Here is a 16334-nt window from a genome sequence, read left to right on the forward strand (position 1 = left end):
CGCCGGGAGGCAGCATGGCCGGGTGCGATTCTCGATCAACATCCCGAACTTCGGGGACTTCGCCGACGTCCGGACCGTGGCGCGGATCGCGTCGGCGGCGGAGGACGCCGGGTGGGACGCGCTGTTCGTCTGGGACCACGTCGTCCACGACAAGATCGAACGCAAGATTTTCGGTGATCCGTGGATGCTGCTGACGGGGGCCGCGCTGGCGACCACCCGGATCAAGCTCGGCACCCTGGTCACGCCGGTGCCACGGCGCAGGCCGCAGCAGCTCGCCCGGCAGGTCGCCACGCTCGACGCGGTGAGCGGCGGACGGGTGATCTTCGGCGCGGGACTGGGCGGGCCCGTCGCCGACGAGTACGGCGCGTTCGGTGAGCCGACTGACCGGGTCGTGCTTGCCGAACGGTTGGACGAGGGGCTTGAGCTTCTCGCCCGTTTCTGGACGGGAGACCCGGTGACCCATCACGGGACGCACTACCAGGTCGACGATGTGGCGTTGCTGCCCGCGACCGTGCAGCGTCCCCGTCCGCCGGTGTGGATCGCGGGGTTCTGGCCGAACCGCCGTCCGATGCGGCGGGCCGCCAGGTGGGACGGCGCCGTCCCCCTGTTCGGGAACGGTTCGCATGGGTATGCCCCATCCGTCGATGAGGTCCGGGAGCTCGTCGGATACGTCCGGCAGCACCGCGAGGGTGACGCGCCGTTCGAGATCGTCGTCGGTGGCGCGAGCCCGGCGGGCGCCGCCGGAGGTGACCTGCTCGGGCCGTTGCGGGACGCCGGGGCCACCTGGTGGGACGAGCGCCAGCGCATCGACGGCGACGGTGTCGACAGTTTCGACGCCGTGCTCCGGCGGGTCGAACAGGGCCCACCGGTAGTTACCTAGTCGTAATCCATCATGTCGGGCTCGGTAGACTCGTCCGGTACGCCTGACCCCGAGCCGAGGAGCGCCGCCCGTGGCCCTTGTCGTGCAGAAGTACGGTGGCTCCTCCGTCGCCGACGCCGACGGCGTCAAGCGGGTCGCCCAGCGCATCGTCGCGACGAAGAAGGCGGGCAACGACGTCGTCGTCGTGGTGTCCGCCATGGGCGACACGACGGACGACCTCATCGACATGGCCAAACAGGTCAGCCCGCTGCCCCCGGGACGCGAACTGGACATGCTGCTCACCGCCGGCGAGCGGATCTCCATGGCGCTGCTGGCCATGGCCATCGCGAACCTGGGCCACGAGGCCCGTTCGTTCACCGGCTCCCAGGCCGGGGTGATCACCGACGGCTCGCATGGCCGCGCCAAGATCATCGACGTGACGCCGGGCCGGATCCGCACCGCGCTGGACGAGGGCTCGATCTGCATCGTCGCCGGTTTCCAGGGCGTCTCGCAGGGCACCAAGGACATCACGACGCTCGGCCGCGGCGGGTCCGACACCACGGCGGTCGCGCTCGCGGCCGCGCTCGACGCCGACGTGTGCGAGATCTACTCCGACGTGGACGGGGTCTTCACCGCCGACCCGCGCATCGTGCCCGCCGCACGCAAGATCCCGAAGATCTCCTACGAGGAGATGCTGGAGATGGCGGCGAGCGGGGCGAAGATCCTGCATCTGCGCTGCGTGGAGTACGCGCGCCGCTACAACATCCCGATCCATGTGCGGTCCTCGTTCAGTCAGAAGGTGGGCACGTGGGTCGTCGACAGCAGCGAGATCGAAGGACAGGACATGGAGCAGGCGATCATCTCCGGTGTCGCGCACGACCGGAGCGAGGCGAAGATCACCGTGGTGGGGGTGCCGGACAAGCCGGGTGAGGCCGCCACGATCTTCACGGTGCTGTCCGAGGCCGAGATCAACATCGACATGATCGTGCAGAACGTGTCGGCGGCGTCGACGGGGCGCACCGACATCTCGTTCACGCTGCCGTCCACCGACGGGCAGAGCGCGCTGACCGCGCTCAACAAGCTGAAGGAGCGGATCGGGTTCGACTCGCTCCGCTACGACGACCGGATCGGCAAGGTGTCGCTGATCGGCGCGGGGATGCGCTCGCACCCCGGCGTCACCGCGACGCTGTTCGGCGCGATCGCCGACGCCGGGATCAACATCGAGATGATCTCCACGTCGGAGATCCGCATCTCCGTCGTCGTCGCGCAGGACGACCTCGACACCGCCGTCGCCGCCGCGCACGGGGCGTTCGACCTGGACGCCGAGCAGGTCGAGGCCGTCGTCTACGGGGGCACCGGCCGCTGAGCCGCCGCACGCCTCGCGGGCGCGTTACGCGGGCGCGTCACGTGACGCATCCCCGTGTCCCGGACGGTGGCAGCATCCCGTCCGGGAACCGGCCGTAGGCGACGGTAGTTCAGAGGATGTGAGTGCGACGATGGACTCGACTTCCGGGCTGCCCACCCTCGCGGTCGTCGGTGCGACCGGGGCGGTCGGTGCCGTACTGCTCGACCTGCTGTCCACCCGGCGCGACGTGTACGGGGAGATCCGGCTCGTCGGCTCGAAGGAGTCCGCCGGGCGGACGTTGCGGGTCAGGGGCCGGTGGGCGGAGACCGTGGCGCTGACCCCCGAGGCGTTCGACGGCGTCGACATCGCGGCGTTCGCAGTCCCGGCCCGGGTCGCCGCGGAATGGGCGCCGGTCGCGGTGGAGCGCGGCGCCGTGGTCGTCGACGGGTCCGGCGCGTTCCGGCTGGGCCCGGACGTTCCGCTGATCGTCCCCGAGGTGAACCCCGACCAGGTGCGGGAGCGGCCGCGCGGCATCGTCGCGAGCCCCGGCTGCACGACCCTGTCGATGATCGTCGCACTGGGCGCGCTGCACGGACGGTACGGGCTGCGTGAACTGGTCGTCGCGTCCTACGAGGCGGCGTCGGCGGCGGGCCGCGACGGCGTTGACACCCTGTACGCGCAGCTGGAGAAGGTCGGCGGTGACCGCGCCCTCGGCAACCGCGCGGGCGACATCCGCGGCGTGGTCGGCGATCTCGGACCGTTCCCGGCGCCGCTCGCGCTGAACGTCGTGCCCTGGACGGGCGCGCACGCGTCGGCGGGCTGGACGTCCGGCGAGATGGCCGTCCGCGACGAGACCCGCGAGATCCTCGGGCTGCCGCAGCTGAAGGTGGCGGCGACCTGCGTGCGCGTCCCGGTGGTGACCGCGCATTCGGTGGCCGTCCACGCCGTGTTCCAGGAGCGGGTGGAGCAGCGGGAGGCACAGGACGTCCTCGCGCGGTCCCCCGGGGTGGTGCTGTGCGACAGCCCGGAGACGCACGAGTTCCCGACGCCGTCCGACGTCGTCGGCACCGACCCGATCTGGGCGGGCCGGGTGCGCCGCTCGCTCGACGATCCGCACGCGCTCGACCTGTTCCTGTGCGGCGACAACCTGCGCAAGGGCGCCGCCCTCAACACCGCGCAGATCGCCGAGCTCGTCGCCGCCGAACGCGCGGGCTGAGGTGGGCGTCCGCGCCGTCCCGGTGGGAGCGGTTCGGCGGGACGGAGTCGTAGGGTGGCAGGCGTGACCGAGACGAAGGCCGTGAAGTCCGAGCAGACACGGTCCCTGATCGTCGTGACGGCGCTGCGGCTGTTCAGGGAACGCGGATACGAGTCGACCACGATGCGCGCGATCGCCAAGGAGGCGGGCGTCTCGGTCGGCAACGCCTACTACTACTTCGGGTCCAAGGAAGAGCTGATCCAGGCCTACTACGACGAGTTGCAGGACGAGCACGTCGCCGCCTGCCGCGCCGTCCTGGACGCGGAGACCGCGTTCGCGCCCCGGCTGCTCGGCGTGCTGAAGGCCCGGGTCGACACGATGATCCCGTACCACGAGTTCGCCGGGAAGTTCTTCAAGTTCGCGGCCGAGCCGACCAGCCCGCTCAACCCGTTCAGCGCCGAGTCCGGCCCGGCCCGCGAGTCGGCGGTCGCGATCTACCGCGAGGTCGTGGACGGCTCCGACCTGAAGATCGACAAGGAGTTCCGGGCCGAGCTGCCCGAACTGCTGTGGATCTACTCGATGGGCATCGTCCTGTACTGGGTGCACGACAGCTCGCCGGGCTGCCGCAAGACGTACCTGCTCGTGGAACGAACGGTCCCGCTCGTCAACCGGATGGTGTCGATGTCGCGGATGCCGGGCTTCAAGTCGGTCACCCGCGAACTGGTCGGCATCATCCGCGAAGTCCGCGCCTGACCCGGGTGCGGCCTTGACGGCGGGGCCGTCCGTTTCACGGGGTGGTCACATGCCGAGGTGTTTGCGGGCGAAGCCGATCTCGGCGGCCATCTGCTTGATGCGCTCCTCCACGACGAGGGAGCCGTGCCCGGCGTCGTACCGGTACACCTTGTGTGAAAGGCCCAGTTCGTCGAGCCGCGCCAGGTAGTTGTCGATCTGCCGGATGGGGCAGCGCGGGTCGTTCTCCCCGGCCAGGATCAGCACCGGCGCCTTGACCTGGGAGACGTAGGTGATCGGGGACGACTCGCGGTACCGATCGGGGACCTCGTCCGGTGAGCCGCCGAACAGTGACCGGTCGAACGCCTGGAGGCCCTCCATCTCGTCCTCGTACGCGGCGACATAGTCGGCGACGGGGACGGCCGCGACCGCGACGCTCCAGTCGTCCGGCTGCGTGCCGATGCCGAGGAGGGCGAGGAACCCGCCCCACGAGCCGCCGGTCAGGACGAGACGCGCCGGGTCGGAGAGGCCGCTCGACACCGTCCAGTCGCGGACGGCCTTGATGTCCTCCAGTTCGGTGAGCCCGGCCCGTCCCTCGATGGCGTCGCGCCATTTCGACCCGTAGCCCGTGGAACCCCGATAGTTGACGCGTACGACCGCGAACCCGTGGTCGACCCACGCGGCGGCGGACGCGACGAACGAGTCTTCGTCCTGCGCGGTGGGCCCGCCGTGGACGTCGAACACGGTCGGGAAGGGCTGGTCGCCCTCCGGCTTGCTGACCAGGGCGTGGACGCGTCCGGCTGGGCCGTCGACCCACACGTCCTCGACCGGGACGGACGGCGGCGCGAGCGGGCCCTGCGGCGCCAGCACCACCGCGCCGGACGTCGAGCGGATCACCGGCGGTTCGGCGGCGGACGACCACGCGAACTCGACCGTCCCGTCCGGCCGGACGGCGGCGCCGCCGATCACCCCGCGCGGAGTGTCGATCCTGGTCAGGGCGTCGCGGGACAGGTCATAGCGGTACAGCTCGTCGCGCGCCTCGTAGGAGTGGGAGATCAGCAGCGCCGTCCCGTCCGGGTACCAGCTCGCGCCGATCTCGCCGGACAGGTCGAGGACGATCTCCTGCTCGGTGCCCGCGACCGGGTCCCAGATCAGCATCTCGTCGCGGCCGCGCCGTTCATGGTTGACGAGAAGCCGCGCGTCGCCGTCCACCGGAGCGAACGCGGCCCCGTAGACGCCCTTGCCTGGGCCGTCCCACAGGTCGGCGACCGTGGAACCATCGGGACGCAGTACGCGCAAGGCCATGTGTCGGCTGTCGCCATGTTCGCTGTGTCCGATGGCCACGAGCGACTCGTCCCGCGACAGTGCGGCGACGTGCGCATCCTCGGCGTGATGGTAAAGCACTTCTGGTGGTGCGCCGGGGCGGCACAGATGGATCGTGTTTCCTGTTTCGCTAGCCCGTCCTATGACGGCGAGCCCGCTGCGCCCCAGGGACAGGCCGGACGGGTATGACGGTTCCAGTTCGGGAACTGCCGGGACGCTTTCGGTTTTCTCGTCCGCGTCGAACGGGACCCGTCTCCACACGCCGAACTCGTCGCCGTCCGTGTCGGCGAACCACCACACCCAGGTGCCGGACGGGTCGGTCGTGCCCATCCAGGTGCCGTTGGGACGGTCGGTCACCTGGCGATGCGCGCCGGTGTCGCGGTCCCACGTGTAGATCTCCCACGTCCCCGTGGCGTTCGACTGGTAGATGCTGCGGCTCGGGGCGTCACGCGCCCATCGGGGCAGGCTCGTCCGGGCGGCACGGAAACGCGCCTTCCAACGCTCGTCGTCGACCATGCCGTCCAGTATCCCGTCACGCCTCGGGGGCGCGGCGCGCGGCGCGGACCTGGTGGTCCATCGCGCGGGCGAAGCTCTCCCCCACCGCGAGCTGGGCGGCGGGACGCAGCCGGGCGAGCGCCTCGGCGAGTTCCCCGGGATCGTGGTCGCCGGTGCCGCGCGCGGCGAGCAGACGGCCGAACATCGCGGCAAGCTCGTCCATGCCGCGCTGGATCTCGTCGACGAGCGGCGCGGCCAGCTCGCCCGGCGACAGCTCGTGCGGGGGCAGCTCGTCCGGGGGCAGCTCGTGCGGGGGCAGCTTGTGCGGGGGCAGCTCGCCCGGCGACAGCTCGCCCGGCGACAGCTCGTGCGGGGGCAACTCGTCTGAGGGCGGCTCGCTCAGGGGCGGCTCGTCTGGAGGCAGGTTGCCCGGGGTCGGCTCGTTCGGGGGCGGGGCTGTGGTGGTGGGCTTCTCGAAGCCGAGGACGGCGCCGAGGTCGCGACCGTCCTCCCAGGCGGACAGCAGGTCGCGGATGCCTTCGAGGGTGTGGCCACGGTCGAGCAGCTCCGCGATCACGCGGAGGCGTGCCCGATGGTCGTCGGAGTACAGGCCGACCCGTCCCGCGCGGCGCGGGGGTGGCAGCAGCCTGCGCTCCTGGTAGTAGCGCAGCGTCCGCACCGGGACGCCCGTGGCCCGCGCGAGTTCGCCGATGCGGTACTCGCGGGCGGTGCGGCCGTCCTGGTCCTCCAGCGGCTCTTCCCTCACGGCCGCCAGCATAGGTGGCTACGTTCGGTGTGCGATGGCTGACGGAATGTTTACGCTAAGTGACGCGCCGGACGGTCAACGTTTTGCGTTGTCGGCGCGGGCGCCTTTCGTCCGTGTCCCGGCTCGCCTCGGCGGCGATCAGGTCGCGGAGCGTGCGCGGGACGATGTCCTCGCGCCGGTCGGTGAACGGTGAACGCATCGGATGGCTCCCTCGCGGGTCGGGGTCTGGGTCGGGTGTCCGGTCGGGGTCGGGGCGTCGGGTCGGTCAGGCGGCTGGGGTGGTTTCGCGGTACGCCTCGGACACGGTGGACAGCGCCCAACGCATCCGGGAGGTGTAGGTCTCGGGGTGGTCGCCCGCTTCTTGGGCGACGGCGGCGACGCAGCCGGAGCTGTCGCCGCCACAGGCGCAGTAGCGGTCCTTGATGGCCCTGCGGACCTGCTCGGCGGAGGGACGGTCGGACTCCTGTAGCCCGCTACAGAACAGGATCTCGGCCAGGTCGGCGGTGCTGAGCGAGGTGAGGGTCGGCGGGTTCGACATCGTCTGCCTTCTTCCTGCGAGGGGGCCTCGTCCCCCGGCTGCTGAATACGACTCTGCCGGTCCAGCGAACTCATCGCTATAGGGGAAAACCCCCATCCGGGGTGGAGTAATCCCCCGGTAGACCCGTAGTCGAGGTCTTTTACTCGGGTCTCAGTCTATCAGAACGGAATACTTTGTTCCATATGACTGGCGTTTGCGGGCATGGAGCTGACCTGCGGCTTCGTGGCCGGTCAGGCGTCATGGCGGCAACGGCTGAGGCCCCTGGTACGCCCCTGAGCGCACCCTTGGTCGTGCGGCCCTCCTAGCGCTGATGGACGGCCCTCTCGTTCGGGACACAGTGCGTCATCTTCAGGCCGTCGACGTCACGCGAACCGTTCTTGCCGAGGTTCTGGAGCCGTTGGCGGTCCTCGTCGGTGAGGTCCTGCCCGGGCAGCGGATCGAGCTGCTTGACGTCGTCCGGGCTGATGCCGAGGCCCTCGCCGACGCGCAGGCCGAGATCGTCCTCGACGAGCAGGAAGTGCCAGACCATCCGTTCCTGGACGGGACGTGCGCACTGCGAGATGAGGTCGATGAAGTTGCGCACCAGGTCGCCGCGCTCCCAGTCCTGCATCAGCATGTAGCGCTGCCCGGCCTGCTTGTAGTCGTTGGCGCGCGGGATGCGCTGGCGCGTCAGCCGTCCCCGGATCTCCGGGCCCTGCTCGTCGTGCGTCGGGTAATGGCCCTCGCGCAGGCCGCCCGTGATGGACGGCTCGTAGTTCACATGCGGATTCTCGCCCACCGAATCCACGTAGTAGACCATCTGCCCGTCGCGCTGGTTCGTCCGCACCCGCGTGCCCATGGCCTGGTTGACGGGCAGTTGGAGGTAGTTCGGGCCCACGCGGTGGCGCTGCGTGTCGCTGTAGGAGAACGTCCGGCCGACGAGCATCTTGTCGTCGGAGAAGTCGAGCCCGTCCACCAGGACGCCCGTGCCGAACGAGATCTGCTCGTTCTCGGCGAAGTTGTTCTCCACATTGCGGTCCAGGACGATCCGGCCTACGGGCAGCGCGGGGAAATCGTTCTCCGGCCACACCTTGGTGTCGTCGAGCGGGTCGAAGTCGAGTTCCGGGTGGTCGTTGTCGTCCATCAGCTGGACGAGCAGTTCCCATTCCGGGAAATCGCCGCGGTTGATGGCGTCGTGCAGATCCTTGGTGGCGTGTCCGAGGTCACCGGCCTGGACCGCCGCCGCGTCGTCCTCCGTCATGCTGCGCACGCCCTGCTTCGGCATCCAGTGGTATTTGACGAGCTTGGTGTCGCCCGCCTGGTTCACCCACTTGTAGGTGTTCACGCCGAAGCCCTGCATGTGCCGGTAGTCGGCCGGGATTCCGCGCGGGCTGAAGACGTTGACGAGCATGTGCATCGACTCCGGCGTCTGCGACATGAAGTCGAAGATGCGCGCCGGTTCCTGACGGAACGTCACCGGGTCCGGTTTGAGGGAGTGAATGACGTCCGGGAACTTGATGGCGTCGCGGATGAAGAAGACCGCCAGGTTGTTCCCGACGAGGTCCCAGTTGCCGTCCTCGGTGTAGAACTTGATGGCGAAGCCGCGCGGATCTCGTGCCGTCTCGGACGAGTCGCGGCCGCCGATGACCGTGGAGAAGCGCAGCGCGACCGGTGTCCGTTTCCCCCGCTCCTGGAACAGCTTCGCCCTGGTGAACGTGCTGATCGGCTCGTCGCCCCACGTCCCGTACGACTCGAAGAACCCGTAGGACGTCACACCTCTCGCGTGCACGACCCGCTCCGGGATCCGCTCCCGGTCGAAATGGCTGATCTTCTCCAGGAACTGGTAGTTCTCCAGTGTCGCCGGGCCTCGCGCACCCACGGTCCGCTGGTTCTGGTTGTCGTAGACGGGATGGCCCTGCCGGTTGGTCAACACCGGACGGTTGTCCCCCGGTTGCGCTCCACTGCTCGAATCGGCCGTCACGACACCCTCTCCTCTCGCTGGCTGATTGCGGCCCTACCCGAGAGAGAACAAGCCAACGTCCGTATCAGGTAAACCCACCGTCAGCGGACGGACAGGGCTCATGTTCGTGGTGACCGACTCGCAGATCACCGTGGTCACCACCGGCTACTTCACTCGAAACAAGCCCAAAGGCGTGTGGGGCACCTACCCGCGCGCGGCGCGCATGGGGCCGGTGGAGATCGGGTCCGGGGCGACGTTCGAGTTCAAGGGCACCCATTTCGAGGTCGGCGACGAGTATGTCGCGGTGATCAACGCCGCCGACGCCGAGGTGTCCGGGAAAGACCTTCCCGAGGACCCGTTGCCCGACCTCTGATCAGCGGAGGGCTGCGGTGAGGTCGTCCAGCTGCGCGGAGACCGGGCCGAAGGTGAGCAGCCCGCTGGCGGCTCCGGCGAGTTCCGCCGCGGCCGGGGCCAGTTCGTGTCGGGCGCGTGTCATCGTCTCGCGGTCGTCGACGGCGATGGCCGCGCGGGCGGTGAGAGACCACATGGCCTCGAACAACAGGTCCCGTGGGGGATCTGGTGTGTGGCGTAGCGCCTTGGCTGCCTCGGCTGGGTGGCCTTGTGCCAGCAGGACGACGGGCTTGGCCCAGGGTTCGTAAGGTCCCCAGGTGGTGTGGGTGTCTGTTTGCGCGGGCTGTCCGTGTCGCAGGCGTAGGGACAGGTGGGCCAGCGCGGGTAGTCCGTGCTCCAGACCTGGCATTCCGCAACCGTCCAGTCGGGCTATCGCCTCGGCATAGGCGGTTTCGGCTTCCTCGGTGGTCGTGTCGATGGACGCGGCGAGTCGCAGCGCGCGGTACCAGTCGGTGAACACGGCCACCAGCGGCCGTTCGTGGCGTTCGGCCAGTCGGTCCGCGTCCGCCGCGTGGGAGTCGGCCCCGGCGAAGTCGCCGAGCGCGCTGCGGGCCTGAAGGCGGACGAGGTGCCCGAGCACCTCGAACGCGGCCAGTCCGTGCCGGACGGAGAGCACGACCAGCTCGGCCCCGATCTCGTCCCGGCGCGGAGCCAACCCCGCACGCTGGAACGTCTGCATGAACACGCCGTTGAGCGCGAATGCCAGCAGTGCGGGGTCGTCCAGGCCGCGCGCGATCCGCTCTGCCTCCAGCGCCGCCTCGCGGGCCCGTCCCGACCGGGTGCCGCGTGACTCCAACGCGACCGTCACCAGCAACCGCGCCCGGATCGCCTCTACGTTCGTGTGGGAGGGGAGTGCGGCGAGGGTTCGTTCGGCTGCCGCCACGACCTCGGCGGCCTGGCGTGGGTCGTCCGATCGTGTCCAGATGGCCGGGACGTCGTACGCGCCGATCACCCGCGCGGTCAGCTCCGGGTCGCCGAGCTCCTCGGCCGCCGTGATCGCCGCCATCCGCTGCTCGCGCGCCGCCGCGAGCCCGCCGCCCCCGGTCATCGCGAGGTCGCGCAGCAGCCCGACCGTCGACTCCAGCCGGGCCCGCGCGCCGGACGCGACCGCCTGGTCATAGGCGGCGGCCGCCCTTGCCCACACCCGCGTCGCGGCGTCCTGGCCTGGGTCGAGCCGGTCCGCCTGGCGGAGGATGTCTTCTTCCAGGCGGCGCAGTGCCGGGCCCGGGTCGATGCCGAGTTGGTCGACGAGCAGGGCCCGCGCGCGGCGCAGCGTCGCGAGCGCGTCCGCCTGCCGTCCGGTGCGGTACAGCGCGAGGGCTAGCAGGCGCCAGGCGTCCTCGCGCCAGGGATGCTCGGCGAGGTGTGCGTCCAGGTCGGGCACGGTGTCGGCGGCGCGGCCCGCGTCCAGCATCGCCTCGGCCCGCCGCTCGACGGCCCGCAGCCGCAGCTCGGTCAGCCGGGACCGTTCCGCCCGCGCCCAGTGCTCGTCGGCGAACTCGGCGTAGGCGGGGCCGCGCCACCAGCCGAGCGCCTCGTCCAGGCCCGCGATCAGGTCCCGCGCCGGGGCATTCGCGGCCACCGCACGCTCGAAGCGCCAGGCGTCCACCTCGTCTGGACCGGCGCGCAGCGCGTACCCGGGGCCCTCGGTGACCAGCAGGCGGGACGGCGCCCTCGGCGGACGCTCCGGCTCCAGCGCCCGGCGCAGCGCCGCCACGAACGTGCGGACCGCGCCGACCGCGTCCACCGGCGGATCGGCCCACAGGTCGTCGACCAGCCGCGCCACCGGGACGACCCGTCCACGGGCGACGAGCAGCCGCGCCAGGACGGCCCGGTGCCTCGGCCCCTTCAGGGCGATCTCGTCGCCGGAGCCGTCCCAGGCCGTCACCGGCCCCAGCACTCCGAAAACCACCGCCACGCAGGCAACGCTATAGCGCGCTCATCGAATGCTCATCTACGCCGTGCAGCCTGGGGACATCCACGAGAAAGGACCCACACCATGCAGACCATCCCTGGCTTCGACTACCAGCGCGTCCCCGTCGCCGACGGGGTGTCACTCAACACTGCCGTCGCGGGGAGCGGCAGCCCCATCGTGCTTCTGCACGGCTTCCCGCAAACCCACCTGATGTGGCGCCACGTCGCCGCCGACCTTGCGTCCGACCACACCGTCATCTGCCCCGACCTACGCGGATACGGTGCGAGCGACAAGCCCACGGACGGCTACTCCAAGCGCACCATGGCCGCCGACATCGTTTCTCTGGCCCGCGCACTAGGCCACGAATACTTCGCCCTAGCGGGGCATGACCGTGGAGCCCTCGTCGCCTTCCGCGCCGGTCTTGAACACCCTTCGAGGGTCACGCATCTCGCGTGCCTCGACGTCCTGCCGACCCTGGACATGTGGGACGCGATGCACGGCGTCACCGCCGCCGTCGGGTTCCACCTCTACCTGATGGCCCAGCCGCCCGGCCTACCCGAACAGCTCATCTCGGCCGCCCCGGACGCCTTCTTCGGGTACTTCCTCGATCTGTGGGCGAACGACCCGTCCGCGCTGCCGCCGGACGTCCGCGCCGCCTACCTGGACGCCTGCCGCGACGCGATCCCGTCGATCGTCGCCGACTACCGCGCGTCTGCCGGGATCGACGTCGAACACGACCAGGCCGACCGCGACTCCGGCAACCGGCTGCACATGCCTGTCACCGTCCTGCAACAGGACTGGGGCGCCGCGTTGGGCTTCGACGCCGCCGCCCTCTGGCGCGCGTGGGCCAAGGACCTGCACCACAGCACCGTCACCTGCGGCCACTACATGGCGGAAGAGGCTCCAGCGCAGGTCACGGCGTCCCTGCGGGCCCTGCTGACCCGCTGAACGCCCTCACCAGGGCGGCCTACCGGGGCTTACCGGGCTGGCGTTACCAGGGCGGCCCGCCTTGCGTGGCCGCCCACACCCACACGTAGATGAGGAACCCGGTAGCGACCAACGCGAGGAGCAGCTCCCAGTTGAGCGGTGCGCTCCGTCCACCCCGATGAGCCATTCCATCACCCGCGTCCGTTTCGTTTCCTCACCACTCCTGTAGCCGGACGATCTCCCGATAACCCCACTATCCGGTCATGTCTTGGTGATTCGGTCACAAAAGGCCACGACGCGAAATCATCCGTTTTCCGTATTTCACGCGGACGCTCCCGGACCACCGCTCCACGCTGGTACTTTCGCCGGAACAGTGCAGAACACGCGGAGGAGCGACGCGCAGTGACCGGCACCTCACCCGACCCCGGAGCCCTGTCCGGGATCGACACATCGGTGGCCCACACCGCGCGGATCTGGAACTACTGGCTCGGCGGCAAAGACTATTACGAAATTGACCGGCTCGTCGGCGACCAGATCAAACGCCTGTACCCCGGCATCCTCCACTACGGCCGCGCCGACCGCGTATTCCTCGGCCGCGCGGTGCGCCATCTCGCCACCGAGACGGGCATCCGCCAGTTCCTCGACATCGGCACCGGCCTCCCCACCCACGACAACATCCACGAGGTCGCCCAACGGGTCCACCCGTCCTGCCGCGTCGTCTACGTCGACAACGACCCGCTCGTCCACGTCCACGCCAACGCCCTGCTGACCAGCAGCTCCGAGGGCGCCACCGCCTACCTGGACGCCGACCTGCGCGACCCCGCCGACATCCTGGAACGGGCCGCCGCCACGCTCGACCTAAGCAGACCGACCGCGCTCACGCTCCTTGGCGTGGTCATCTTCATCGAGGGGGACGACGCGGCCTACAACGTCGTCCGCCATTTGATGGACGCCCTTCCCTCGGGCAGTCACCTCGTCCTGTCCCACACCATCACCAGCCCCACGATGCCGGACGTGGACGAGGCCGTCGCCTACTGGAACCGGCACGGCACCCCCAGGCTGACCCAACGCACCCCGCGACAGATCAGCCGTTTCTTCGACGGCATGGAACTCCTCGAACCAGGCATCGTCTCCTGCTCGCGATGGCGTCCCGAAGCCACTCCCTGGGGCGATCCCGAAGAGGTGGCCATCTACGGCGCGGTAGCCCGCAAACCTTGACGCGCCCTCCCTCATCCAACCCGGGCCGGCACGCGAACAACGGGTGAGACAAGCAAAGCGCGACAGGCTCGGAAGGACGGGAAAATGCAGATGCCACGTCGATCCCACGCCACCAGGGTGGCCGTCACCGCGTTGGCCGGTGCGGTCGCAGCGGTCGGCCTCACCGGCGCCCCCGCGACGGCCGCGACACAGTTACCGCAGGAACGGCAGGTCACGCCGTTCAAAGCCGGGGCCGCCAAGTCCACGGTCGTCCACATCAAGATGTACCGGTCGTCGCGGGCACCCGCCAGTTTCGCGGAACCGCCCGTCATCAACTGCAACTCCGGGGTCAACGCCCCCAGCCTGCGCGGCAGCCAGGTCGAGGCCGAGGCGGTCGCGACCTGCGACGCCCCGGTCAACAACATCAAGGTCTCGGCCGTGATCGTCCGCGACAACAGCGTCGTGGGGAACATCTCGACCACCGAGGCCAGCTCGGCGACCCGCAACGACGCCTTCGGTCGCATGCCCTGCGCGGGTGGGCAGCACCTCTACCACAGCGCCTGGCTCGCCGTCTTCACCCCGCCGCCGAACTACACCCCGCCGGAGATCAAGCAGACCGGAACGTCCGGGTTCGTTTCCATCAGCTGCTGAGAACGGCCCGGTAAGTCACCGACCCCGAATGGTAAGCCCCGAAAGTCCAGGCTGACGACGGAAAGGAGACCGAACAACCCCGATTCCCAGCACCCGACGCACAGCGCAGTGCGCCTCTGAGGACCCGTCACCAGCGGAAGCTCCGTTCCCCACGCTGGCGGCGGGTCCTCGCCTTTCGGTGAATTCGAGGGTCAGGGGCCGGAGAAGAAGGAGGCCGCCACCAGCACGTCGCGCGCGACGGCCGGATCGCCGCTGGTCTCGGCGCGGACGGTCTCCGGGTCGCGGCGTCCCCCGGCCAGGAAGCAGAACTCGGCGACGTCCATCCGCACCTGCGCGTCCGGGGCATCGCCGGTGGCCGCTGTCCCCAGGGGGACCGTCCACTGGCCGCCGCCCGGACCGTCCAGGATCAGCCGCAGGACGCGGTCGGGATGGTCGCGTCCGATCAGGGCGAGCGCCACGGGCAGGCCCCGCGCGCCCAGATCCGCCATCGGATGCACATGTTCGGCGAGCGGCGGCGGCACGTCGCGGTCCGTGGCCCGGCCGATGTCGTCGGTGTGCACCCAGGTCTCGAAGGCGCGCGCGGTGAAATGATCGCCGATACACAGCCTGAACCCGCCCACCTCCAGCCTCCGGTCGGCGTCGATCTCGCCCATGGCGTCGCAGAGGGCGTTCGCCTGGCGTCGCCACTCCAGCCGGGTCTCCCGGAGCGGAAGCCGACGGCCGACCGCCTCCGCCGTGCGCGCCGGGACATCCTGGGCGGACGACGTCGTGCCCGCGATCGCGTCGGCGAGCAGCCCGTCCGAGGCGTACAGGTGCGCGACCAGGTCGCGGGCGTCCCACTCACCGGCGGCCGCTGACGTCCACTCGGGTTCGTCCAGATCGGCCAGCAGGACGTCGAGCATGGCGACGACCGCGGCGTAGGGCCGGGCGAAACCAGGCGCTCTGCGGGCCGGGGCACGCCGGGACAGCGCGGCACGGAGCGTACGCGCACGTAGCTCCAGCGAAGGTTCGGTCATGATGCGCTGCCCTCCTCGGCCAGGGTGTCGGCGATGCGGCGCAGCCCGGAACGGATCCGTGACTTCACGGTACCCTCCGGTAACCCCAATTCGGCCGCCGCCTGCCGGTAGGTTCGCCCCTGGTAGTAGGCGAGCTCGACCGCCTCACGCAGCCGCTGCGGCAACTCCGCCACCGCGTCCCGCACCCGCGCCCCCGTCTCCGCGGCGATGATCATGTCGATGATGAGGGTGGACGGCTCGCTTTCCCCGACCGCGTCCAGCAGGTTTCGCTGCCGTTCCTCCTTGCGAACCCAGTCGACCGAACGCCGATGGGCGAGCAATGCCAGCCACGTGCGCAGGCTCCCGCGACCCGGATCAAAGTTGTAAGGGTGCTCCCACAGGTAGACGAACACATCCTGCGTGATCTCCTCGGCGGCCTCGCGGCTCCGCGTGACCCGTAACGCCAATCCGTAGACCATGGACGAACATCGGTCATAGGCGTGTTGCAACGCACCGTCGTCCCCAGCGGCGAGCCGCTGTCTCAGCCGGATGTCCCCGTCCATCGACCTCTCTCCCCCTGACCCGGAGGACGCAATCGCCCCCAGGATGAGGTTCGCCGACAAAGCACCACAAGATGACCACTGGCCAAGACCGGACGCCGCCATGACCGCTCAATTCGCTCAGTGTGTGACCGATTACTCGCAAAGTGTCACGCGGGTAGGCTTGAATAGGTGGCTTTAGCGGCCCTACGCGCCAAGCAACTGATCCCCAAGAGCACTCCGCCGACACAGCACCCGCCACCCACGCCGAGCCCGATTGCCAAGCCCAGTGGCGTACAGAACGCGCAGATGCCTGGATGCAAAACCAGGACATGCGCCACCACACCATGCAAGAAATCTAGGAACGCGGCCTAACCCCGGTAATAAACGACGCAACACCAATTCCGACGGCATCCACCTCTCGCTCACCGCCTGATCTGGGAAATCCTGGCCGCCCTAGCCCACAAAAAACGCGTCACCCCAACCCCACACCAATAGCAGGCGGGGCCT

Annotated in this window: 16 protein-coding genes; 8 read left to right on the forward strand and 8 right to left on the reverse strand. The window is 69.8% G+C overall.

The window, feature by feature from the left end:
* Nucleotides 1-22: 22 nt before the first annotated feature.
* The 4 genes from ABD808_RS29155 to ABD808_RS29170 all read left to right on the forward strand — a co-directional run bounded on the left by ABD808_RS29155 (nt 23) and on the right by ABD808_RS29170 (nt 4152).
* The gene (locus ABD808_RS29155; protein ID WP_344903138.1) at nt 23-880 is read left to right on the forward strand and encodes an LLM class flavin-dependent oxidoreductase; all 858 of its coding nucleotides are present in this window, start codon (nt 23-25) and stop codon (nt 878-880) included.
* 70 nt (nt 881-950) lie between these two features.
* The gene (locus tag ABD808_RS29160; protein WP_344903141.1) at nt 951-2225 is read left to right on the forward strand and encodes an aspartate kinase; all 1275 of its coding nucleotides are present in this window, start codon (nt 951-953) and stop codon (nt 2223-2225) included.
* A gap of 130 nt (nt 2226-2355) precedes the next feature.
* A complete protein-coding gene (locus tag ABD808_RS29165; RefSeq protein ID WP_344903144.1) occupies nt 2356-3420 on the forward strand; it encodes an aspartate-semialdehyde dehydrogenase in 1065 nt (354 codons plus the stop codon).
* A 63-nt stretch (nt 3421-3483) separates the two neighbouring features.
* The gene (locus ABD808_RS29170) at nt 3484-4152 is read left to right on the forward strand and encodes a TetR/AcrR family transcriptional regulator (protein WP_344903147.1); all 669 of its coding nucleotides are present in this window, start codon (nt 3484-3486) and stop codon (nt 4150-4152) included.
* 45 nt (nt 4153-4197) lie between these two features.
* Here ABD808_RS29170 and ABD808_RS29175 read toward each other — a convergent pair whose 3' ends face one another.
* The 5 genes from ABD808_RS29175 to ABD808_RS29195 form a co-directional block, all read right to left on the reverse strand.
* Nucleotides 4198-5967, reverse strand: coding sequence for a S9 family peptidase (locus tag ABD808_RS29175; protein WP_344903150.1), 1770 nt, complete (start codon nt 5965-5967; stop codon nt 4198-4200).
* A 16-nt stretch (nt 5968-5983) separates the two neighbouring features.
* A complete protein-coding gene (locus ABD808_RS29180; RefSeq protein WP_344903153.1) occupies nt 5984-6712 on the reverse strand; it encodes a MerR family transcriptional regulator in 729 nt (242 codons plus the stop codon).
* Nucleotides 6713-6767: 55 nt separating this feature from the next.
* The gene (locus tag ABD808_RS29185; RefSeq protein ID WP_344903156.1) at nt 6768-6911 is read right to left on the reverse strand and encodes a hypothetical protein; all 144 of its coding nucleotides are present in this window, start codon (nt 6909-6911) and stop codon (nt 6768-6770) included.
* A 66-nt stretch (nt 6912-6977) separates the two neighbouring features.
* A complete protein-coding gene (locus ABD808_RS29190; RefSeq protein WP_344903159.1) occupies nt 6978-7250 on the reverse strand; it encodes a hypothetical protein in 273 nt (90 codons plus the stop codon).
* Nucleotides 7251-7551: 301 nt separating this feature from the next.
* On the reverse strand, nt 7552-9210 hold the full coding sequence (locus ABD808_RS29195) for a catalase (RefSeq protein WP_344903162.1): 1659 nt from the start codon (nt 9208-9210) through the stop codon (nt 7552-7554).
* Between the two features lie 100 nt (nt 9211-9310).
* Between ABD808_RS29195 and ABD808_RS29200 the strand changes: the two genes are divergently transcribed.
* Nucleotides 9311-9562, forward strand: a complete 252-nt coding sequence (locus ABD808_RS29200; protein ID WP_344903165.1) for a hypothetical protein — start codon at nt 9311-9313, stop codon at nt 9560-9562.
* Here the strand turns inward: ABD808_RS29200 and ABD808_RS29205 are convergent, their stop codons facing one another.
* Nucleotides 9563-11518, reverse strand: coding sequence for an AfsR/SARP family transcriptional regulator (locus ABD808_RS29205; RefSeq protein WP_344903168.1), 1956 nt, complete (start codon nt 11516-11518; stop codon nt 9563-9565).
* Nucleotides 11519-11599: 81 nt separating this feature from the next.
* Between ABD808_RS29205 and ABD808_RS29210 the strand changes: the two genes are divergently transcribed.
* The 3 genes from ABD808_RS29210 to ABD808_RS29220 all read left to right on the forward strand — a co-directional run bounded on the left by ABD808_RS29210 (nt 11600) and on the right by ABD808_RS29220 (nt 14290).
* Nucleotides 11600-12463, forward strand: coding sequence for an alpha/beta fold hydrolase (locus ABD808_RS29210; protein ID WP_344903171.1), 864 nt, complete (start codon nt 11600-11602; stop codon nt 12461-12463).
* A 381-nt stretch (nt 12464-12844) separates the two neighbouring features.
* Nucleotides 12845-13660, forward strand: a complete 816-nt coding sequence (locus ABD808_RS29215) for an SAM-dependent methyltransferase (RefSeq protein WP_344903174.1) — start codon at nt 12845-12847, stop codon at nt 13658-13660.
* 90 nt (nt 13661-13750) lie between these two features.
* On the forward strand, nt 13751-14290 hold the full coding sequence (locus ABD808_RS29220) for a hypothetical protein (protein ID WP_344903177.1): 540 nt from the start codon (nt 13751-13753) through the stop codon (nt 14288-14290).
* A gap of 191 nt (nt 14291-14481) precedes the next feature.
* Here ABD808_RS29220 and ABD808_RS29225 read toward each other — a convergent pair whose 3' ends face one another.
* Nucleotides 14482-15306, reverse strand: a complete 825-nt coding sequence (locus ABD808_RS29225) for a maleylpyruvate isomerase family mycothiol-dependent enzyme (protein ID WP_344903180.1) — start codon at nt 15304-15306, stop codon at nt 14482-14484.
* Nucleotides 15303-15848 (reverse strand): RNA polymerase sigma factor, encoded by a 546-nt coding sequence (locus ABD808_RS29230; protein WP_344903183.1) that lies wholly within the window; start codon nt 15846-15848, stop codon nt 15303-15305. The genes ABD808_RS29225 and ABD808_RS29230 overlap by 4 nt, the downstream gene beginning before the upstream one ends.
* Between the last annotated feature and the right edge of the window lie 486 nt (nt 15849-16334).

It is taken from the genome of Actinomadura meridiana (genome assembly GCF_039537545.1).
GTDB classification, from domain to species: domain Bacteria; phylum Actinomycetota; class Actinomycetes; order Streptosporangiales; family Streptosporangiaceae; genus Spirillospora; species Spirillospora meridiana.

Bases quoted from the DNA above. Each gene is read 5' to 3' on its own strand.
- ABD808_RS29165 (WP_344903144.1), top strand. From the start codon at position 2,356: ATGGACTCGACTTCCGGGCTGCCCACCCTCGCGGTCGTCGGTGCGACC.
- ABD808_RS29175 (WP_344903150.1), bottom strand. From the start codon at position 5,967: ATGGTCGACGACGAGCGTTGGAAGGCGCGTTTCCGTGCCGCCCGGACG.
- ABD808_RS29185 (WP_344903156.1), bottom strand. From the start codon at position 6,911: ATGCGTTCACCGTTCACCGACCGGCGCGAGGACATCGTCCCGCGCACG.
- ABD808_RS29190 (WP_344903159.1), bottom strand. From the start codon at position 7,250: ATGTCGAACCCGCCGACCCTCACCTCGCTCAGCACCGCCGACCTGGCC.
- ABD808_RS29200 (WP_344903165.1), top strand. From the start codon at position 9,311: ATGTTCGTGGTGACCGACTCGCAGATCACCGTGGTCACCACCGGCTAC.
- ABD808_RS29210 (WP_344903171.1), top strand. From the start codon at position 11,600: ATGCAGACCATCCCTGGCTTCGACTACCAGCGCGTCCCCGTCGCCGAC.
- ABD808_RS29220 (WP_344903177.1), top strand. From the start codon at position 13,751: ATGCCACGTCGATCCCACGCCACCAGGGTGGCCGTCACCGCGTTGGCC.
- ABD808_RS29225 (WP_344903180.1), bottom strand. From the start codon at position 15,306: ATGACCGAACCTTCGCTGGAGCTACGTGCGCGTACGCTCCGTGCCGCG.
- ABD808_RS29230 (WP_344903183.1), bottom strand. From the start codon at position 15,848: ATGGACGGGGACATCCGGCTGAGACAGCGGCTCGCCGCTGGGGACGAC.